Genomic DNA, 19,060 nt, shown 5'->3' on the forward strand with positions numbered 1-19,060 from the left:
AATGAATTTAGTTTCAAAGCTAGGGGAAACAGCCCGGTCAAAGCCTGACCGAACCGCTTATATTTTTGGGGAACAGACGGAAACCTACGGAGGATTGCAGCAAAAGATCGATTGTTTCGCAGGGGGTTTGCAGGAAATAGGGGTTGAAAAAGGAGATCATGTCGCACTGCTTCTCGGCAATACACCGCACTTTGTGATTTCATTTTATGGAGCGCTGAAAGCCGGAGCCGTTGTCATTCCGATTAATCCGGCCTATACGCCGACGGAAATCGGCTATATGCTCACCAATGGTGATGCAAAAGTGATTGTGGCTGCAGGGCAGCTTCTTCCATTGTATGAAAAGATGCACGAATCCCTCCAAAAGGTCGAGCATGTCGTACTGTGTGAAACGGGAGAGCCTCTTCAAGAATCGGCCAACATAGAAGTCCGCATGAAATTGAAATCGTTTGCAAATATGATGAAGCCATCCGAAAAGTCTTTTCCTGACATCCAAAGTGAAGATACAGCCGCGATTCTCTATACGTCTGGAACGACGGGGAAACCGAAGGGCGCGATGCTGTCCCATCAAAATCTGTTTTCAAATGCGAATGATACGGCGCAATACTTGACGATGAATGAAGCCGATCTTGTCGTCGCCGCTCTGCCGATGTTCCACGTGTTCTGTTTGACGGTCTGCATGAATGCGCCGCTGATGAACGGCGCCGCGATTTTAATCGTACCGAAGTTCAGTCCGGCGGCTGTTTTTAAACTAGTCAAGAAGCATCAGGCAACAATATTCTCCGGTGTTCCGACGATGTACAACTATCTGTATCAGTATGAGGAGGCCGATGGGAACGGGTTTGCCTCTGTCAGGCTTTGCATTTCCGGAGGTGCGGCCATGCCTGTAGCCCTTTTGAAAAGCTTTGAGGAGAAGTTCAACGTCCTCGTTTTGGAAGGCTACGGGCTCTCTGAAGCATCGCCTGTAACATGTTTTAATCCGTTCAGCACAGGCCGCAAACCCGGCTCGATCGGCACCAACATTCTGAATGTGAGAAACAAGGTGGTCAATGAGCTGGGAGAGGAGCTTCCACCAGGCCAGGTCGGCGAACTGATCGTCAAGGGGCCGAACGTCATGAAAGGCTACTACAAAATGCCGGAAGAAACGGCGCATACGATTAAAGACGGTTGGCTGTATACGGGAGATTTGGCTAAACGGGATGAGGACGGCTATTTCTATATTGTCGACCGAAAAAAAGACATGATTATCGTCGGCGGCTACAATGTTTATCCGCGGGAAGTCGAAGAAGTGCTTTACCGGCATCCGGAAGTTGCGGAAGCGGTGGTCATCGGCGTTCCTGACCCGAATACAGGGGAAGCCGTGCAATGCTATGTCGTTCCTAGAACGAAGACGCTGACAGAAGATGAGGTTTTTTTACATTGCAAGAAGCATCTTGCCAAATACAAACGGCCGTCAGCAATCGTTTTCATGGAAGAAATTCCGAAAAATTCGACGGGGAAAATTTTAAGACGCGCTTTAAAGGACATGCTGACAAAGCAATCTTAGCAGAAAAAGGGACGCGAGCCTGCGTCCCTTTTTGCAATCTTTTGATGAGAACGGCTTTGTCTTTCCTATTGAGGTGAAAGTAAGTTGCATCTTCGTTCTTCAAAATCACAGCTTCATCTTCCTTCAGCCAGACCGTGAAACGCACCCTGTGGGTATCGTTCATTTTGATATCGCCGCGGTAATCCGGGGCGGACAGTTCATGAGCCGTGGTTTTCTTCATTCTTTTCCCTTTGTTGAACACATCCAGCATCTCATTTATTTCTCGCCTTTCTTCAATCCTGATCGTTTTTCCGTTTTTTTCTGCCGGCACGAGCGTGATTTCTTCGGCATTTCTTGCATCAAAAGGATCTGCCATCAGGCTGAATATATAAAAAACACTAAGTGATAAAATACCGAAAAAAAGCACGATGCCCATTATTTTTTTCAGAATGATCACCTCATGTCTCAAGTTTTTCCGCGCACATATCTTTTCATCCTGAAAAATTATGCTATAATGTTCATTAAATTATACAAATGTTCAATTTATTATAAGGAGATGAAAGATGAATTCCATCGAACAGCAGGTTGCCGAAAATATCAAAAGGCTTCGAAAAATCCGCAACTACAGCCTTGATCAATTATCAAATCTAACCGGTGTCAGCAAAGGAATGCTCGCGCAAATCGAAAAAGGCGCTTCAAGCCCGACGATCACCACGCTGTGGAAAATCGCCAACGGCCTGCAAGTTTCTTTTACGTCGTTGGCCGAAAAACCGGCCGGGGAACCGACAATCGTTCGCAGGCTCGAGAAAACGCCTGTGATGGCCGGTGAAGACAAATATGCGGCTTACCCGCATTTTCCGTTCGATCAAAAAAAGAAATTCGAAATCTTTTACATTGAACTGCTGCCGGGCTGCATGCATGAGTCTGAGCCTCATCACGGAGGAATCGAAGAATATGTGCTCGTCTCCAAAGGGACGGTCGCCGTGGATGCGGGAGGCTACAGCTGTGAATTACATGAAGGCGATGCCATGCATTTTACCGCCAATACTGTCCACAGCTATCAGAACCATACGGAACAGACCGCATCATGCTATACATTAATTTATTATCCGTAAGAGGTGTCAAGATGGGAACAAAGCGTTCACTCACATTTATGGACGGACTGCGATCAGGGGTTTCGCTTGCAGTCGGCTACATTCCGGTTGCCCTGACATTCGGGCTTTTGGCAAAAACAACGGGCTTGTCGATTTTCGAGACGTTTTTAATGAGCGCGCTTGTTTTCGGCGGGGCGTCCCAGTACATGTCACTGAGCATGCTCGCCGTTCAAACCGGAATCATTGAAATTATCATGACGACTTTTATTGTCAACATTAGGCACTTTTTATTCTCCGCTTCTTTAAACCAGCTCGTGGAAAAGGATTCATCCTGGAAAAAAGCGTTCTACGCCTTTTTTGCGGTGACGGACGAATCGTTTACGGTCGCTGCTTTAAGAAATGAAAGACTGACGACGTCATACATGATGGGGCTTGGTTCGATCGGCTATGTAAGCTGGGTTGTTTGGAGTGCCGCCGGCCATGCACTTGGCGCGGCCATGCCGGCAGTATTGCAGGAGAGCATGAGCATTGCCCTTTATGCGATGTTCATCGGGCTTCTTGTGCCCGCATTAAAAAAACAGAGAAAAGTGCTTTTTTTGGCCGGTTCGGCAGGGGTGCTCAACACCGCTATCCAGTTGAACGGCTTATTGTCCTCGGGCTGGTCGATTGTATGTGCTACGCTTTTATCGGCCGTTCTGATTGAATGGCTTGATCAAATGAGAACAGAGGGGAAGAGAAAATATGTCTAGTCATCACATCATCTGGATGATTCTCGGGATGGCTCTTGTTACATATGTGCCGCGGATGATCCCTTTAGTCGCACTTGAAAATCTGAAGCTTCCCGGATTTTTAGAGCGCGTCCTCAAGAACGTGCCGTATGCGGTGCTCGGCGCATTGATTTTTCCGGGCGTTTTTTTTGTCCAAAGCGGCATGCTTTACGGACTTGCCGGCGCTCTCATCGCTTTTTTATTCGCCTATTTGGGAGCGAGCGTCATCATTGTCGTCACAGGTACGATTTTGACGCTTGCCGGAACGGGATTGTTCCTCTCATTGTAAGGCTTGGTTCTAACTTTTTGCTAAAAAGCTTACAATAGGAGTAACCGTTTAGTGAGAGGAAGTGATTGTTGATGGGGAAATGGATCGCAGGCGCCGGTCTCTTATATGTACTGTACGGCCTTTTTTTCTACTGGTACCTCTTTATGACCGGCGAGTCTTCCGTTCCCGAGGCGCTGAAAGGGACAAGTGCCGATCCGGCGACATTTATGAATCAACGGGAGCTTATCCTGTCGGAAGAGTATTCGAAAATCAAAGATTTTCTGTTTTTTTTCCGGATTCCGTTTGAATGGTTTTTGTTTTTTATTCTTTTGACAGCCGGCTTATCCAAGAAAATGAAGGATTGGGCGGAGCAGACGTCAAGGCGCAGGTTTATTCAGATTGCGGCTTATGTTTTTTGCCTGTTTCTGATCGTTGCGCTCGCTTCTTTGCCGCTTGACTGGATCAGCTACCAATACTCGCTTGACTACGGCATTTCAACCCAGACGACTGCGAGCTGGATCAAGGATCAGGTGATCGATTTTTGGATCAGCTTTCCTTTGACGCTCGGAGCGGTGCTGGTGTTTTTCTGGCTGATCAAAAAGCATGAAAAACGGTGGTGGTTTTATGCATGGTGTTTGACTGTCCCGGTTACACTGTTTTTGTTTTTTCTTCAGCCTGTTGTGATCGATCCTTTATATAACGACTTTTACCCGCTGAAAAATAAAGAGCTGGAACACCACATTTTGAAGCTTGCCGATCAGGCCGACATACCCGCGAACCACGTGTATGAAGTCAACATGTCTGAAAAAACGAATGCGTTAAACGCCTATGTGACAGGGATCGGTGCTAATAAAAGGATCGTTTTATGGGATACGACGCTGAACAAGCTTGACGAGCCTGAAATTTTATTCATCATGGCGCATGAAATGGGGCACTATGTCATGAAGCATGTCTACATCGGCCTCGGCGGTTATTTGCTTTTGTCCCTCGCCGGCTTGTTTGTGATCGACAAAATATATAAATGGATCATCCGCCGCCATGGAAGAAGGTTCAACATCAAAAGCAAAGCGGATCTTGCAGCGCTCCCGCTTTTGCTGCTCTTGATCGGCGTCGTTTCATTCGCTTCTTCCCCTTTTACAAATGCGGTATCAAGACATCAGGAAAAAGCCGCCGACCAGTATGCGATTGAATTGACGAAAAACAAAAAGGCTGCTGTTTCCACTTTCCAAGAGCTGTCAAAGGCGGGATTGAGTGAAGCGAATCCGCCGTTTCTCGTCAAAATTTTTAAATACGGTCACCCGACCATCATGGAGCGGATTCAAAACGTTGAACAGGGCTCCAAATAACGAAGAAAAAGCTAATGTGATAAAACACTAGCTTTTTCTATCGAGGTTTTGCTAAAATATGTTATTGGGCGGCAGCTTCGACATTGATCAGCCCATTGCCGTAGTAGAAGGAGCTTCCCAAATAAGTCGCCGTACTGGAGAGACGGTTGCGGACTTGTGAAGCTGAAAGCGTTGGGTATTTTGACAAGATCAAAGCTGCTGCTCCTGCAACATGAGGTGACGCCATTGAAGTGCCGTTCAATGTCGCATAAGTGTTGGAAGGATATGTGCTGTACACGCCTGAGCCTGGAGCCATGACTTCAAGCTCTGAGCCGACGCTTGAGTAAGAAGCTCTGTTGCTGTTAGAGTCCACTGCACCGACAGCGATAACCGAATCATATTTGGCAGGATAGCCGATTGTATTGCTGCTTCCTGATGATCCGCTGTTTCCCGCTGCTGCCACAACGACAACTCCTCTTGCATACGCATTGTCAACAGCCTGTTTCAAGGCGGTTGAACCCGATGATCCGCCAAGGCTCATGTTGATGACATCCATTCCATTTGACGTCGCCCACTCGATTCCGCTTACGATCGCGCTGTAAGTTCCGCTTCCGCTTGAATTCAACACTTTAATGGCGTAGAGGGACACATTTGGTGCCACGCCTAAAACGCCGATTGAATTATCGAGCGCTGCTACTGTACCGGCAACATGTGTACCGTGTCCATTTCCGTCAATAAAAGGATTGGAATCACCGGATACAAAGCTCGCTCCGCCGGAAACATTTAAATCTGAATGAGAGGATTGGATTCCGGTATCAATGACACCGACTTTGACATTGGCTCCCTTAAAGCCTTGAGCCTGCACTTTATCAGCTTTGATGAGCGGAATGCCGTAAGGGACGGTTTGTGCCAGTGCATGTGCGACATGGTCCTCTTCGACATAAGCGACGCTCGGGTCGTTTTTCACTTTCTTCAGCGCTTTTTGATCAAGCGATGCTTTTGCGGCGTTGATGATTTTAAACTGCTTGTCCACTTTTCCGCCGCTTTCTTTGATGATATCTTTTTTGACGGCTGCTGTTTTTGCTCTTGACTTAAATCCGACAATATAGTCCTTTTCTACATTTTTCGCCGGCTGGGCAGCAGAAGCCGACCCGCTGAAAGCCATTGAAAAAATGAGCAGAAGGGCCGTCAGCACACTAAGCCATAGACTTCTTTTTCTCATCGTTACTCACTCTCCTCTTTTTTATTCAGAATAATTGAAATAGATGGATAATATATTCTATTCGAATTATTCTGTTAATTTATTATAGAAAAAAAATGAATTGTCGGGTAGGACCAAATTTCCCGAAAATATATAACCATTTTTTGGTCATAAATGACTGTTTTAGAAAAATAACCAATACCTTCAGTATATAGTTCCCGCCGTTTCTACGTGTGAAAGACGTCCCGCCCTTCAACGGCGCCAATAGCTCCGACCGTTACTTCATTTTATGAAAATACCAATCGATCATTTCATAACATAATATTTTTTAGAGGGGGGGGTTGCAGATCAATGTTTCTTGCATTAGAATATGCAATATATCGCATATGGGAGAGAGTGGATGATATGAAAGCAAAGCATTTCAAAGGAATCATGATGGTCCTTGCCGGCGCGACATTGTGGGGATTGTCGGGCAGTGCGGCCCAGTATTTATTTGAGCAGGGAGCAGTAGGTGCCGGGGCTCTCGTTTCGGTGAGGCTTCTCGCATCAGGCGTGATTCTTTTATTATATGTTGCTGTGAAAAACTCAAGCTCGCATGTCTTTCGGATTTGGAAGAAAAAATCGTCGGCCTCCTCGATTCTCATCTTTTCAATCTTTGGGATGCTCGCCGTCCAATATACATTCTTTTCTTCGATAGAAGGGGGAAATGCGGCGGCCGCTGCCGTTCTTCAGTATTTAGCGCCTTTTTTTGTGCTGATTTACATCTATATCAAAAAAGAGGCTTCACCTAAGCTGAAAGATGTAATGCTCGCGTTTGCTGCGCTGGCGGGCGTGTTTTTGCTGTTGACCGGAGGCAGGCCCGACAGCCTGTATGTGCCGCTGCCATCGGTCATCTGGGGTGTGCTGTCAGGCGCAGCGCTTGCCTTTTATACGGTTTATGCCGGAGCTTTAATTCAAGCGTTCGGTGCACTGACGGTCACGGGGTGGGGGATGCTGATCGGAGGTCTCGGCATTTCCGTCGTGTTCCCCCCGTTTCAGTTTGATCCGTCTGCAATCGGCATCGGGGAGGGGATGGCTGTTTTGTTTGTCGTTTTATGCGGCACTGCCCTTGCATTTGCCCTCTATATTGGCAGCCTTTCTTATCTATCGCCGAAGGAAACGAGCTGCCTGAGCTGTGCCGAACCGCTTGCGGCTGTTCTGTCATCGGCGGTTTGGCTGGATGTTCCGTTCAATGCGGTTCAAGGAGCGGGCACGATCATGATCATCATGACGGTCATCTGGCTTTCTTTAAGCAGAGAAGGCAAAACAAAAACGGACATCACAGATTTCGAATCTCCTTTTTGATAATGATAATGATTATCGTTGTCATTTGTTTCTGCTGTTGCTATAATAGTTTCGTCTATTAAGAAAAAAGGAGATACATATGAAGCTTAAATCTTTTGTCATTCTATGTCTGCTTATTTCAGTCTTAGCGGCCTGCTCGGGGGCAGGCGAAAGCGAAAAAACGTCCGCACAGGATACTGTGACAGTCAAACATGACCTTGGCGAAACAAAGGTGCCGAAGCATCCGAAAAAGGTCGTTGTCCTTGAGCTTGGCTTCATCGATGCGCTCGTTGACGTCGGAATCAAGCCTGTCGGTGTCACAGATGACGGAAAACCGAAATTTATCAATGAAAAAGTCAGGGAAGAAATCAAAGGCTACACATCGGTAGGGACACGCGCCCAGCCAAGTTTTGAAAAAATTGCCGCGTTAAAGCCCGATTTAATCATTGCCGATTCAAGCAGACACAGCGGTGTTTACGATAAACTGTCAAAAATCGCGCCGACGATCGCTTTGAAAAATTTAAACGCTGATTACGAGGATACACTTGACGTCTCAAAGACGATCGCAAAAGCGGTCGGCAAAGAAGACGAAATGGAGAAAAAACTGACCGAACATCAAGAAAAACTAGATCAGCTGCAAAAGAAATTTGCTGGTCAAAAGCAAAGCATCCTCTTAATCGGGAATACAAATGAGGCTGTCACCGTCCGTGACGAAAACTTCTTCACCTCTCAGCTTTTAGCAAAAATCGGCTACACATACGGTGTGGGAGACAGCCAAAAAAGCGATGCTGACAACGGTGAGTCCGTCAATATTAAAATGACGCTTGAACAGCTTCTGGAAAAAGATCCTGATGTCATGATCCTGATGACAGGAGAAAAGGATCAAGTCGATCAAGATGGAAAAAGGCCGATTGAAAAAGATCCGCTCTGGAAAAAGCTCAATGCCGTCAAAACCGGCAATGTGTATGAGGTTGACAGATTCGCATGGTCGCTTCGCCGCAGCATAGACGGGGCGAATGCCGTGATTGACGAAATTGATCAACATATTCTTCCGGCTGTTCAAAAGAAATCCTGATGCCGGCTTATCTATTCAACGCATGCTTTTTGTCAAAAAAGCATGCGCTTGTTTTTTCTTTGGGAGGTGAGCTGCTTTGATGAAGGTGAACCGGTTCGTTCCGCTCTTATTTTTCATTCTTTTGCTTGCGAGCTTTACGCTTTCGATTTCGATCGGTTCAACAAATATCGCGCTTTCCGATATTTGGGCGGCCATTTTTTCAGGTGACGGTTCGAAGCTGCACGCAGTCATTCAGACGATTCGCATACCGCGCGCTCTGGAAGGGGCATTGATCGGAGCGAATCTGGGCGCAGCCGGTGCGCTCATGCAGGCGGTGACAAGAAATCCGCTGGCATCGCCGGGGATTTTCGGCATAAATGCGGGCGCTTCCGCGGCTGTTGTCTTTCTGACGGTGATGCTGCCGGCAGCCGCGGCTCCTCAAATGACGATGGGCGCCGCATTTACGGGGGGCGCTTTTGCCGCCATGATCGTTTATGTGACCGCATCGGTTTTCAGCGAGCATGACAAGGATATCAGTTTTGCTTTAATCGGCGTTGTCATTCAGGCGATCCTTGCTTCACTGACACAGATGATGCTGATTTTCAATGAAGAATCGACGGAAACCATCTTATTTTGGCTTTCCGGCTCTCTGGCCGGAAGTTCGTGGGAAAAGCTGCATTTGTTGCTTCCGGTCAGCATCATCGGTTTATTGATTGCGGCGGCCCTGGGAAGAGCGGCTTCCGTTCTCAGTCTCGGTGACGACATTTCCCAAGGCTTGGGACAAAAAGTCTGGGTGGTCCGGGTGCTCATTGCCGTCACCGTTGTCGCGTTAGCCGGTGCTTCTGTAGCAGCAGCCGGTCCGATCGGTTTCATCGGTTTGATGGTTCCTCATATGATCCGGTATGTCGCGGGCGCCGACTACCGCGCTGTGATTCCGTATTCAGCCGTATTAGGAGCCATCCTGCTTCAGCTGGCTGATATCGCGTCACGCTTTGTTTATTATCCGTACCAAACACCGGTCGGCGTTGTCACGGCATTGATCGGAACGCCCTTTTTCATCTATTTGGCGCGAAGAAGAAAAAAGGGGGCGGCTTCATGAACAAAAGGACAGACCACACAAAAAAACACCGGGGGAAACCGGCGGCGGTCCTGCTCTTCCTTTTGATTTGTCTGGTTGTGCTCACTGTGTTGAATTTGGCGATCGGCGATGAGAACATCCCGCTTTTCGCCGTGCTTAAAGCATTGGTTGGGCAAGGCGATCCCGGCGTTCGGTTTATGGTAATGGAATTCAGAATGCCGAGAATCATCCTGGCCGTCCTGGCAGGCGCCGCTTTAGCCATTGCCGGAGCGATCGTTCAGTCGCTGCTGAGAAACCCGCTCGCAGCATCAGACACGCTTGGCATTATCGGGGGAGCGGGGCTCGGCGCGGTGATCGTCACCGTGCTGTTTGCCCAGCAAACACCGCTTTTTTTGACAGGCGCCGCTTTCCTTGGCAGCATCCTGGCCGCCGTTCTCGTTTATGTATTGGCTTACCGAAACGGAATCGCCCCGGTAAGGCTGGCATTGGTCGGCATCGCTGTCAACGCTTTTTGCCATTCGGGGATTCAGCTGTTGATTTCAAGATCCAGTCCGAATGTGAGCAGTGCATTAATATGGCTGAACGGCAGTTTATGGGGGAGAAGCTGGGATCATGTGCTGGCTCTTTTCATTTGGTGCTGTCTTTTGATTCCGCCCGTTTGGCTGGCGGCAAAACCGCTTGATATTATGAAATCCGGGGACGGGGTAGCCGCAAGCCTCGGCATTTCCCTTGAAAGAACAAGGGGGCTTTTGCTCGCCGCAGCCGTCACGCTGACAGCGGCGGCTGTGACGGCCGTGGGGACGATCGGTTTTATCGGCTTGATGGCACCGCATATCGGAAGAAAGCTGGCGGGCCATGAATCGCGGATTTTGCTTCCTGCTTCCGGCTTGATCGGGGGGATCATCCTGCTTGCGGCCGATGCTGTCGGAAGGGGGCTGATCCCGCCGCTGGAAATTCCGGCGGGCTTGATCGCCGCAGTTGTCGGCGGGCCTTATTTTATCTATTTGCTGCGCCGTGAGGCAAAACGGGGCAGGAAGTAAAACGACAACGGACGGCATCCATTCGGGCCGTCCGTTATTCATATCATACTGACAAATGATCGCGCAGATTATAGTCGTTGACATGCCATTTGTTGTCCTGAAAGCTGATATTGCTCAGACAGGCGTTGACAAGCTTCGTGTTTTCAAGATTGATGTCTCCGTTTGAAATCTTGGACAACAGCGTATGGATCGCTGCTCCGTGCGCGACGATGAGCACCTTTTGATCGGGATATTGTTCATTGACCTTTTGAACACCGGCCATCAGGCGTTCAGCCAATGCTTCTTTCGATTCTTGATTCGGATAGTTTTTATCAGGATAGAGCCTCATTCTTTCTTCAAATGGCATTCCCTCGGCATCTCCGTAATTTCTTTCGATGAAATCCTCCATTTCCACAATATCAAGCCCTAAATATTGATTGATGATGTCCGCTGTTTCCCGAGCTCTTTTTAAAGGACTTGTAATGATGACGTCCCAGTCTGTATCTTTTAAAAATTCTCCGGTTTCTTTCGCCTGTCTTTTTCCGGTTTCATTTAAAGGGATATCTGTTCGTCCCTGCAGTTTTCCAAAAGCATTCCAGTCGGTTTCTCCGTGCCGGATTAAACAAATCGCAGTCATTTTGCAAAAATCTCCTTTCGAGCACGAGTGCACGTTTTTTGGTGATAAGGTCATTATACTAATGTCAAAACGAGAACTCACGCATGATGACCGGATACGGTTTCGAACAACACGGCTGTTCCGATGCCGCCCCCGCTGCCGATCGCTGCGATGACATACTTCAGATCAGGTCTTCTCTTCGTCTCATGAAATAAACGGGTCACCAAAATGGCCCCAGAAGCGCCGTAGGGATGACCGAGTGCCAAGGCGCCTCCCCTGACATTCAGTTTATGATAGCCGATTCCAAGTTCTTGGGCGCACGCCGCGATTTTGACGGCGAATGCTTCATTGATTTCAAACAGATCGATATCTTGAACGGACAGACCTCTTCTCCGTAACAGTTTTTGAATCGCGGGCACGGGCGAGATTTGCGGGAAATTTGGATTGACGCCGCTGACTTCACTGTCGACGAATCGCAGAACGGGCTTTAAGCCGAGCGCTATTGCTTTTTGTTCGTCCATGACGACGACGGCGCTTGCGCCGTCGTGAATTCCGCAGCTGTTGGCGGCTGTCACGGTGCCTTGCTTTTTAAAAGCCGGCTGAGCCCTTTGGACGATTTTTTCGATCTGCCGCTTGCTGAGCATACTTTCATCAGCCGTCAAATCTTGAAACGGCAGGATTTCATCTTCATAATAACCGTTTTCAAACGCCCTTATGCTTCTTTGATAGCTTAACAGTGTATAATCGTCCTGCATTTGGCGGGTGATGTAATAAGCTTGCGCCGTCATTTCTGCCGCTTCGCCCATATCCGGATCCCCCCATTCATCTGGAGAAAAGCGCGCTCTTTGCGGAAAAGGGGAGAGGCTCGCACTTTCCGTTCCTCCGGCGATGTAGCAGCTTCCTGCCCCGGCCTGGACGAAACAGCAGGCGGTGCGGATCGCTTCAAGACCTGCGCTGCATTGGCGGTCGATCGTCATTCCGGTTACAGAAGCGGGAAGCCCGGCGGAAAGCGCCGCTAAACGGGCAATATTGCCTCCGGGTCCGACGACATTTCCGAGAATGACTTCATTTAAATGGCCGTTCAGCGGTTTCTCTAAATATTGAATGAGGGCGGCGGCCAATTCGTGCGGCTCTGCTGTTTTCAAAGAGCCGTTTTGTCTTGCGATGACCGTTCGTTTGGCGGCTGTGATGACCGCTCTCATTTGATCAGCTCCTTCAGCTGTTTTCTCACGAGGCTGCGGGCGATTTTTCCTCCGGCAGTATGCGGAAGCTCTTCGACAACATGCCAGCTTCTCGGGATTTTGTAGGGGGCGAGCCTGCGTCTGCATAACGCTTTCAGCTCTTTGACGGAGGCTCCGCCCTTAATGACGGCTGCCGCTTTTTCTCCCCAATAATCATCGGCGATACCGACGACCGCCGCTTCTTCGACCTCAGGATGCGAGGTGAGGACAGCTTCGATCTCTTCAGGGAAAATATTAATGCCTCCGTAGACGATCATGCTGTTCTCTCTTCCGGAGATGTACAAGTATCCGTCATCATCCATCCAGCCCATGTCACCGACCGTCATCCACCCGCTTTCGTCAGGGCGGGGGAAGCCGGCTTGTTCCTGCAAATAGCCTGAAAACACCATCGGGCTTTTCACATAGATTTTGCCGACCTCGCCGGTATCGGCAATATCCCCTGAGTTCCGGCGGATGGAGACGTCAACGTTTTGAAAGGGGCGTCCGACTGAAGCGGGCTTCACCTGAAAATCGCGGGGAGCGGAAACGGAGACGAAGCTTAATTCTGATGTCCCGTAGAAATCATATAACAAAAGATTAGGATAGGCTTTTTGGAACGCGTTTTTGGCGTGTTGGCTCCAATTGGCGCCGGAAGAAATAATTTTAAGGGGTCTTTCGATCCGCCTGTTTTCCGACGACATCGCTTCCGTCATTGTCGGCACTGTATATAACGCTGTGACAGGCAGGCTGTCGATCGTTTTTTCGAGCCGGTGCGTTGAAAATTTGTGCAAAAGGTCGACTGTTCCCCCAAGAAATAATGTGTTCATTGCGCCATATAAAAAGTGAGAAAAAAAGAGCGGACCTGGAATGACAGCCCTGTCTTCAGCGGATAATTGAAAGTCTCTGCTGCTGATGCGGAAGCTCTCAATCCAGGAACGTTGAGATCTGATGAATGCTTTCGGCGCGCCTGTTGAACCTGATGTGAACCCGATGTAAAAGGGTTCTTCATCATCGATGTCTGGTTCATCAGCAACCGGTCTCTTCCTGATGTCCGCGAGGCATTCTTCCAAAGCAAGAGCATCTTCATATTCAGGAAAGGGCCGCTCTGTGATGAAAAGGTCGGGCTTGCAAAGTAACAGCCTTTCGATGCACTCGGCGCGGCTCCACCTCGGATCAAAGGGAACGGCCGTCCAGCCGGCTGCTGCAGCCCCGGCGAACAGCTGCAAAAAAGGAAGGCCGTTCGGCAGCATGAACGCGATCCTTTTATTTGTCCGTTTTTGGCTGTTCAGCCAGGCGGCCGTCCGGCAGACGAGCCGATGCCAGTCTTTGTATTGGATTGATTCCGTTCCGGTCTGGATGGCCGTTTTTTCAGGGTGCTGCTGTGCGTGGCGTTGATAGGTTTCGGTGATCGGCATGGTGAAATTCCTCCAAACTATATTCCTTGTCTCTTGATCTGCATCGCTTTTCTTAATTTTAGCACGAGATAAGCCGCAATGGCCGACTTTAACAGATCACCGGGAACATAGACCAGGCAGAACGTCAGCGCTTTTTGAAGAGAAATGTTCATCAGAAAGGCCTGAACAGGTACACCAACTGCATAGATAAAGAGAATGCCAAATAAAAGGTGAATCAAAAAAAGGTGTCTGAAATGCAGAACAGACAGCCTCCCGACGGCTAAAGCGATGAAGAAAGCTGCGGCGGGATAGGCCAGCAGGAAGCCTGCGCTCGGACTTGTAAAGACACCGATTCCGCCCCGGCCTCCCGCAAGAATCGGCATACCGCTTGCAACAAGCAGCAAAAAGACGATGAGACTGAGCCCGGCGTTTTTCGGTTTGTTGATGCCGCCGCTAAGCATGACACCGATCGTCTGCATTGTGATCGGGACGGGTGTAAACGGCAGCACGACCGGGGGAAGAAAACCGAGAACCGCCATAATCGCCGTGCTAAGTGAAATGAAAACCATATCTTTTACATGCATAGTAGACTTCGATTCCTTTCAAATATATGAATAGAATCAAATTATCATTGAGACTTTTGTAATGTCAACTATAATTTTATATAGGTTTACATAAAGGGGCGGAAAAAACACAGATCATGTCATGACCTGTGTAGTGTAAAGGGTTATTTTTTTGTCAGTTCAACGAGAGCGTCAACTGAAGAAGCGACTTGGGATACGGCTCCATTGACTTCCTCTAGTCCGCTTAAAAAGGCCTGCAAATCGCCTTCGATTTGCCCGCTATGGTTTTTGCTAGTTTTCATACTGCTGACAATATCGTCGAACAGGTGATTGATCTCTGACATTTTATTCTTGCTTTCATTAACAAGCTGATTCACATCTGTAATGTGTTTGGTCACGATGCCGATTTGGGCGTTTGTATTATTGACGAGCTCGGAGACGGTTGAGACCGTTTTTTTCGTGTCGTCGGAAAGCTTTCTGACTTCGTTTGCGACAACCGCGAATCCTTTGCCATGCTCCCCGGCTCTCGCCGATTCGATCGAGGCGTTGAGAGACAGCAAATTCGTTTGTTCGGCGATGCCTGTCACAATCCCAAAAATCTTTTCGATTTGCCGGGCGATTTCTTCCAGTTTTTTGATTTCACACTCAATTTGGGTCATGCTGCTCCCCATTTGATTCAGCTGCTGTTCCTGCTCCTCGAGCTCTTTTTTGCCGCCGATCGATTTTTCCTCCACAGATACGGCCGTCTTCGTACCCGCTCTGGACGTCTCGACGATTTCTGCTGATTTATCGACCAGTTCCTGCACCGCGCCTGTCGTTTCTGCAAATAAGGCGGCTAATGAGCCGGAGGTCTCTTTGATTTGCTTGTGAAGTTCGGTTTTTCTGTTTTCTTCCTGTGCGCGGAGTCTCGCGTGCTCATCTTCAAAGGCTTCCAGAACGATCTGCTGTTCAATGTTGAGAATCTTTGTCGCCGCCGTGACGGCCCGTTGATAGTCTTCATTGTTTAAGCCGTTTTCAAATATCTTGAGCAGTGATAAAAGAATGTCTTGGAAAGCGGCCAAATACCACTTTGGCAAAAGACCGATCTTCAAATGAACATGTGCGATCCGAATTCTTTTTTCTAAAAATGCCTCGTCAATCACGCCTGAAAACATTTCCTGTATATGAATGGATAATGTCTTTTTTAAGCGGTCGACAGAGCTGTTTTCATGAATGATCTCCATCAGTGAGCTTTCATGTTCAAGGTTTTGATAGAACCGGCTGACGATCGTCTCTATATGTTCTGAAATCAAGGGTTTCAGCTTGCTCAGCACCCAAAGGTCTTCATCTGTTAAATTAACCATGGCCAGCTGTTTTTTAAATTCCGCGTGCTGTTTAAGCCTGATGCGACTCGTTTGATCATCGCTTGTACCAGCAAATAATGATCCTTCCGTTTTTCTGTCCTTTTTGAATAACACAATCGTATCCCCCTGTAAACGGCAATGAAATTACCGGTTTTTTGAAAATATCCCGCTTTATTTTCTTATCGGCTTTTTTTTCCGTTTTTTAAGCTTAGGTATTGCTTTCAGAGGGCTTTAACGGCAGAACAGCCGGTCCTTCAATGACATCGCCGCTGATGGAAAACCTTGACCCGTGGCACGGGCAGTCCCATGTCCGTTCCCCGTCATTCCATTCGACCTCGCAGCCCATGTGGGTGCAGGTCGTATCGACCGTATGAAGCTGTCCGTCGTCATCGCGATAGGCGCCGGCCCGCTTGCCGCCGATCGCCACGACCGCTCCTTCTCCGGGGGCGAGGTCTTCCGGCTTCCGGATCGGCTGTTCGAGCTTTCCTTCAACAAAATGCTTTGCGACATCCGCGTTGTAGGACATCGCTTTTTTTATGCCCGGATCAGGATGAAAACGGGCAGGTGTAAAGACCTCCTGATAAGGATTGCTTTCGTTTGTGATATGGTCGGTCATGATTTGCGCGGCGAGCGTGCTTGACGTCATGCCCCACTTCTTAAATCCTGTTGCGACAAGAATCCGCTTTTCCTTCGGATAAATCGGCCCGATATAAGGGATTTTATCAAGGCTGATTAAATCCTGTGTCGACCAGCGGTAGGGGATGTCTTCGATGCCGAGAACACCTTCTGCAAATGATTCCAATGCCTGATAATGTTCGATTGTGTCTTTTCCCTGGCCGGTTTTATGGCTTTCGCCGCCGACGAGAACCATTTTCTCGCCGCCGATCACAACCGAACGCAGGGAGCGGGAAGGCTGGTCAATGCTTAAATACATGCCGCCCGGGTACGGTTGTTTAGGTTTGACAGCCAGGACGTAGGAGCGGCTCGGCTCAAGCCTTGCAAAATAGAAGCCTTTTTTATCATGAAACGGAAAATGCGTGCAGCACACGACATAGTCGCTGAAGATCTGCTGTCCGCTTCTGGTCAGCACTTTTGGGCGGTCGCCTTCTTTGATTTCCTTGGCGGCCGTGTTTTCAAAAATTTTTCCCCCGGCTTGCTGGATGTTCTCGACAAGATGTTTTAAGTAATAAAGCGGATGAAACTGGGCTTGATTTTTCATGACAAGACCGGCCTTAATATCGATGGCGACGGGAAGGTCTTTGATGAAATCGCGGTCGATTCCGAGCTTTTTGTAAGCCTCATACTCTTTTTTGATTTTTTCTGCCGATTGCTCTTCCGTCGTATAAATGCAGGCGTCTTGTTCTTCAAAATCACAGGGGATGTTCTGCTCAAGCACAAGGTTTTTAATGTATGAAAGCGCCTGGAGATTTGCTTCATAATAGACCCTGGCATTCGGCATTCCGATATGGTTGATCAGCTCATCATAAATCAGGTCGTGCTGGGCGGTGATTTTCGCCGTCGTATGTCCCGTCGTTCCATTCAATATGCGGTCTGCATCAATCAAAACGACGCTATACCCTTTTTTTGTCAGCATATAAGCCGTTGTGATTCCGGTCATCCCGCCCCCGATGATTGCGACATCTGTTTTCACATCTTCTGAGAGGCACGGAAATTCGGGAAACACTGTGCTGTCTCTCCAAAACGATTCGGGTGAGTCCGGCAGTTTTTCTTGATTCACAAGGGGTCCCTCCAAAATTTAAGTTGTTCTTAAATTTTCCAATTACAAAACATTCATGCATGAAAATGAATTGGATAAAACATGATATAGTTCATAAAATAGTAAGGTTACATTGATGTGAAGGAGGAATTGTTTTGAGTAAACAGCCGAAAAAAGTACTGCCTCCCCAGCACCAGACCCAGCAGCCCGGGCTGGAGTATTTGATGAATCCCCGCCCTGTTTTTGACCGCCCGAAACCGGCCAAAAAACTTGCTGGGAAAACCGCGATCATTACTGGGGGAGACAGCGGAATCGGCCGGGCGGTGTCCGTTTTGTTTGCAAAGGAAGGCGCAAATGTGGTCATCGTTTATTTCAATGAGCACCGTGATGCAGAGGAAACAAAAGGCTATGTCGAACAAGAAGGTGTCGGGTGTTTACTGATTGCCGGAGACATCGGGGACGAAGCCTTTTGCAATGAGGTCGTCCGTCATGCGAAAGAAGCGTTTCCGACGATCGATATTTTGGTCAATAATGCGGCTGAACAGCATCCGCAGAAGGGAATCGACAAAATCACAAGCCATCAGCTGATCAGGACGTTTCAAACGAATATTTTTTCGATGTTTTATTTGACAAAAGCCGTCCTGCCCCATTTGAAAAAAGGCAGCTCGATTATCAATACGACGTCTATTACGGCGTATGCCGGAAATGAAAGGCTGATCGATTATTCGTCGACAAAAGGGGCGATTACATCATTTACCCGTTCTCTCGCATTGTCGCTCGTTGATCGGGGCATCCGCGTCAACGGGGTTGCTCCGGGACCGATTTGGACGCCGCTCATTCCGTCGACATTTACCGAAAGGGAAGTCGAGGTGTTCGGTTCGACGACGCCGATGGGGCGCCCGGGACAGCCGGTTGAGGTAGCGCCGAGCTATCTGTTTTTGGCCAGTGATGATTCCTCTTACATGACCGGTCAGGTTCTTCATGTCAACGGCGGAACCATTATAAACGGATAAAAAGGTCAATGCGGACGCACTTGACCTTTTTTCCATAAAAAAGCCAATCCTGGCGGGATTGGCTGTTATGCGTGTAATGTCAACGCTGTATATTCTCTTGAAAGTTCAAGGAAAGATTGTTCGTCTCCTTTGTCTAATGCCTCGTCGATCTTCTCTTTCAGCATGTTCAACCGACGTTTAAACAACGATTCATCAAGGACCATTTGGATGTAGATATCCATGATGGTTACATCAAGTTCTTTTACCTTTTGGGTGTTGCGGGACTTCATGAGCTCAGCGTACGATTTTTTCTCTTTCATAAAGATTCCCCCTGATGCCTTTTTTATAGTATATGGATTACACATCAAAAAATCAATAAGTATTTATAATTTTTAGAAAATTATTTGAGAAAGCATGTTTTATGATAATAAAAGTTTGTAAATTCGGACACAAAAAAGCAAGTTTGGCAGAATAAAAAATAAAAATGGAATTGTAAAAACATATTTTCAAATTAATTGGAAAAAATCCTGTCGTTTTTTAGAGGATAATGTTAGATTAATAGTA

Annotated in this window: 19 protein-coding genes and 1 pseudogene; 10 read left to right on the forward strand and 10 right to left on the reverse strand. The window is 48.0% G+C overall.

The window, feature by feature from the left end; genetic code table 11:
• Nucleotide 1: 1 nt before the first annotated feature.
• Complete coding sequence (locus tag ACINLD_RS00970) at nucleotides 2–1,543, forward strand: fatty acid--CoA ligase family protein (RefSeq protein WP_026586286.1); 1,542 nt, start codon at nucleotides 2–4, stop codon at nucleotides 1,541–1,543.
• Here ACINLD_RS00970 and ACINLD_RS00975 read toward each other — a convergent pair.
• Entirely contained in the window at nucleotides 1,464–1,979 is a 516-nt protein-coding gene (locus ACINLD_RS00975) for a hypothetical protein (RefSeq protein ID WP_277692597.1), read from the reverse strand. The genes ACINLD_RS00970 and ACINLD_RS00975 overlap by 80 nt on opposite strands.
• A 106-nt stretch (nucleotides 1,980–2,085) precedes the next feature.
• On the opposite strand from ACINLD_RS00975, the gene ACINLD_RS00980 reads away from it, so the two are divergent.
• The 4 genes from ACINLD_RS00980 (at nucleotide 2,086) to ACINLD_RS00995 (ending at nucleotide 4,997) form a co-directional block, all read left to right on the forward strand.
• On the forward strand, nucleotides 2,086–2,637 hold the full coding sequence (locus ACINLD_RS00980; protein WP_077737100.1) for a helix-turn-helix domain-containing protein: 552 nt from the start codon (nucleotides 2,086–2,088) through the stop codon (nucleotides 2,635–2,637).
• Between the two features lie 11 nt (nucleotides 2,638–2,648).
• Nucleotides 2,649–3,365, forward strand: coding sequence for an AzlC family ABC transporter permease (locus ACINLD_RS00985; protein ID WP_026586288.1), 717 nt, complete (start codon nucleotides 2,649–2,651; stop codon nucleotides 3,363–3,365).
• A complete protein-coding gene (locus tag ACINLD_RS00990; protein WP_026586289.1) occupies nucleotides 3,358–3,672 on the forward strand; it encodes an AzlD domain-containing protein in 315 nt (104 codons plus the stop codon). Before ACINLD_RS00985 ends, ACINLD_RS00990 begins: the two co-directional genes overlap by 8 nt.
• 71 nt (nucleotides 3,673–3,743) lie before the next feature.
• On the forward strand, nucleotides 3,744–4,997 hold the full coding sequence (locus ACINLD_RS00995; protein ID WP_026586290.1) for a M48 family metallopeptidase: 1,254 nt from the start codon (nucleotides 3,744–3,746) through the stop codon (nucleotides 4,995–4,997).
• Nucleotides 4,998–5,058: 61 nt separating this feature from the next.
• Here the strand turns inward: ACINLD_RS00995 and ACINLD_RS01000 are convergent, their stop codons facing one another.
• Nucleotides 5,059–6,198 carry a S8 family peptidase gene (locus ACINLD_RS01000; protein WP_026586291.1) on the reverse strand — a complete coding sequence of 380 codons (1,140 nt, stop codon included), beginning with the start codon at nucleotides 6,196–6,198 and terminating at the stop codon, nucleotides 5,059–5,061.
• 384 nt (nucleotides 6,199–6,582) lie between these two features.
• On the opposite strand from ACINLD_RS01000, the gene ACINLD_RS01005 reads away from it, so the two are divergent.
• From ACINLD_RS01005 to ACINLD_RS01020, 4 genes are all read left to right on the forward strand, one after another.
• Nucleotides 6,583–7,521, forward strand: a complete 939-nt coding sequence (locus ACINLD_RS01005) for an EamA family transporter (protein ID WP_026586292.1) — start codon at nucleotides 6,583–6,585, stop codon at nucleotides 7,519–7,521.
• Nucleotides 7,522–7,600: 79 nt separating this feature from the next.
• Nucleotides 7,601–8,575, forward strand: a complete 975-nt coding sequence (locus tag ACINLD_RS01010) for an ABC transporter substrate-binding protein (protein ID WP_409444913.1) — start codon at nucleotides 7,601–7,603, stop codon at nucleotides 8,573–8,575.
• Nucleotides 8,576–8,654: 79 nt separating this feature from the next.
• Nucleotides 8,655–9,653 (forward strand): iron ABC transporter permease, encoded by a 999-nt coding sequence (locus ACINLD_RS01015; protein ID WP_236251250.1) that lies wholly within the window; start codon nucleotides 8,655–8,657, stop codon nucleotides 9,651–9,653.
• Complete coding sequence (locus tag ACINLD_RS01020) at nucleotides 9,650–10,672, forward strand: FecCD family ABC transporter permease (protein ID WP_409444912.1); 1,023 nt, start codon at nucleotides 9,650–9,652, stop codon at nucleotides 10,670–10,672. Before ACINLD_RS01015 ends, ACINLD_RS01020 begins: the two co-directional genes overlap by 4 nt.
• Nucleotides 10,673–10,715: 43 nt before the next feature.
• Here the strand turns inward: ACINLD_RS01020 and ACINLD_RS01025 are convergent, their stop codons facing one another.
• The 7 genes and pseudogenes from ACINLD_RS01025 to ACINLD_RS01055 form a co-directional block, all read right to left on the reverse strand.
• Entirely contained in the window at nucleotides 10,716–11,288 is a 573-nt protein-coding gene (locus ACINLD_RS01025) for a histidine phosphatase family protein (RefSeq protein WP_026586296.1), read from the reverse strand.
• 77 nt (nucleotides 11,289–11,365) lie between these two features.
• Nucleotides 11,366–12,469, reverse strand: a complete 1,104-nt coding sequence (locus ACINLD_RS01030; protein ID WP_026586297.1) for an acetyl-CoA C-acyltransferase — start codon at nucleotides 12,467–12,469, stop codon at nucleotides 11,366–11,368.
• Complete coding sequence (locus ACINLD_RS01035; RefSeq protein ID WP_409444910.1) at nucleotides 12,466–13,902, reverse strand: AMP-binding protein; 1,437 nt, start codon at nucleotides 13,900–13,902, stop codon at nucleotides 12,466–12,468. The genes ACINLD_RS01030 and ACINLD_RS01035 overlap by 4 nt, the downstream gene beginning before the upstream one ends.
• 17 nt (nucleotides 13,903–13,919) lie before the next feature.
• Nucleotides 13,920–14,465, reverse strand: coding sequence for a biotin transporter BioY (locus ACINLD_RS01040; protein WP_026586299.1), 546 nt, complete (start codon nucleotides 14,463–14,465; stop codon nucleotides 13,920–13,922).
• A gap of 143 nt (nucleotides 14,466–14,608) precedes the next feature.
• On the reverse strand, nucleotides 14,609–15,115 hold the full coding sequence (locus ACINLD_RS01045) for a methyl-accepting chemotaxis protein (RefSeq protein ID WP_409446677.1): 507 nt from the start codon (nucleotides 15,113–15,115) through the stop codon (nucleotides 14,609–14,611).
• 252 nt (nucleotides 15,116–15,367) lie between these two features.
• Nucleotides 15,368–15,901 (reverse strand): annotated as a pseudogene (locus ACINLD_RS01050) (protoglobin family protein); the annotation flags it as partial.
• 94 nt (nucleotides 15,902–15,995) lie between these two features.
• The gene (locus tag ACINLD_RS01055; protein WP_409444909.1) at nucleotides 15,996–17,525 is read right to left on the reverse strand and encodes an FAD-dependent oxidoreductase; all 1,530 of its coding nucleotides are present in this window, start codon (nucleotides 17,523–17,525) and stop codon (nucleotides 15,996–15,998) included.
• A 134-nt stretch (nucleotides 17,526–17,659) separates the two neighbouring features.
• On the opposite strand from ACINLD_RS01055, the gene ACINLD_RS01060 reads away from it, so the two are divergent.
• Nucleotides 17,660–18,517 (forward strand): SDR family oxidoreductase, encoded by an 858-nt coding sequence (locus ACINLD_RS01060; protein WP_410206875.1) that lies wholly within the window; start codon nucleotides 17,660–17,662, stop codon nucleotides 18,515–18,517.
• Nucleotides 18,518–18,582: 65 nt separating this feature from the next.
• On the opposite strand, the gene ACINLD_RS01065 is transcribed toward ACINLD_RS01060, so the two are convergent.
• Nucleotides 18,583–18,816 carry an IDEAL domain-containing protein gene (locus tag ACINLD_RS01065; protein ID WP_026586303.1) on the reverse strand — a complete coding sequence of 78 codons (234 nt, stop codon included), beginning with the start codon at nucleotides 18,814–18,816 and terminating at the stop codon, nucleotides 18,583–18,585.
• Nucleotides 18,817–19,060 lie beyond the last annotated feature (244 nt).

This window comes from Bacillus sp. z60-11 (assembly GCF_046464135.1).
Lineage (GTDB): Bacteria > Bacillota > Bacilli > Bacillales > Bacillaceae > Bacillus > Bacillus sonorensis_A.

Coding starts and splice junctions, on each gene's coding strand:
- ACINLD_RS00995 (WP_026586290.1), top strand. CDS start 3,744: ATGGGGAAATGGATCGCAGGCGCCGGTCTCTTATATGTACTGTACGGC.
- ACINLD_RS01045 (WP_409446677.1), bottom strand. CDS start 15,115: ATGGGGAGCAGCATGACCCAAATTGAGTGTGAAATCAAAAAACTGGAA.
- ACINLD_RS01015 (WP_236251250.1), top strand. CDS start 8,655: ATGAAGGTGAACCGGTTCGTTCCGCTCTTATTTTTCATTCTTTTGCTT.
- ACINLD_RS00980 (WP_077737100.1), top strand. CDS start 2,086: ATGAATTCCATCGAACAGCAGGTTGCCGAAAATATCAAAAGGCTTCGA.
- ACINLD_RS01035 (WP_409444910.1), bottom strand. CDS start 13,902: ATGCCGATCACCGAAACCTATCAACGCCACGCACAGCAGCACCCTGAA.
- ACINLD_RS00985 (WP_026586288.1), top strand. CDS start 2,649: ATGGGAACAAAGCGTTCACTCACATTTATGGACGGACTGCGATCAGGG.
- ACINLD_RS01040 (WP_026586299.1), bottom strand. CDS start 14,465: ATGCATGTAAAAGATATGGTTTTCATTTCACTTAGCACGGCGATTATG.
- ACINLD_RS01020 (WP_409444912.1), top strand. CDS start 9,650: ATGAACAAAAGGACAGACCACACAAAAAAACACCGGGGGAAACCGGCG.
- ACINLD_RS01005 (WP_026586292.1), top strand. CDS start 6,583: ATGAAAGCAAAGCATTTCAAAGGAATCATGATGGTCCTTGCCGGCGCG.
- ACINLD_RS01025 (WP_026586296.1), bottom strand. CDS start 11,288: ATGACTGCGATTTGTTTAATCCGGCACGGAGAAACCGACTGGAATGCT.
- ACINLD_RS01010 (WP_409444913.1), top strand. CDS start 7,601: ATGAAGCTTAAATCTTTTGTCATTCTATGTCTGCTTATTTCAGTCTTA.
- ACINLD_RS00970 (WP_026586286.1), top strand. CDS start 2: ATGAATTTAGTTTCAAAGCTAGGGGAAACAGCCCGGTCAAAGCCTGAC.
- ACINLD_RS01000 (WP_026586291.1), bottom strand. CDS start 6,198: ATGAGAAAAAGAAGTCTATGGCTTAGTGTGCTGACGGCCCTTCTGCTC.
- ACINLD_RS01065 (WP_026586303.1), bottom strand. CDS start 18,816: ATGAAAGAGAAAAAATCGTACGCTGAGCTCATGAAGTCCCGCAACACC.
- ACINLD_RS01030 (WP_026586297.1), bottom strand. CDS start 12,469: ATGAGAGCGGTCATCACAGCCGCCAAACGAACGGTCATCGCAAGACAA.
- ACINLD_RS00990 (WP_026586289.1), top strand. CDS start 3,358: ATGTCTAGTCATCACATCATCTGGATGATTCTCGGGATGGCTCTTGTT.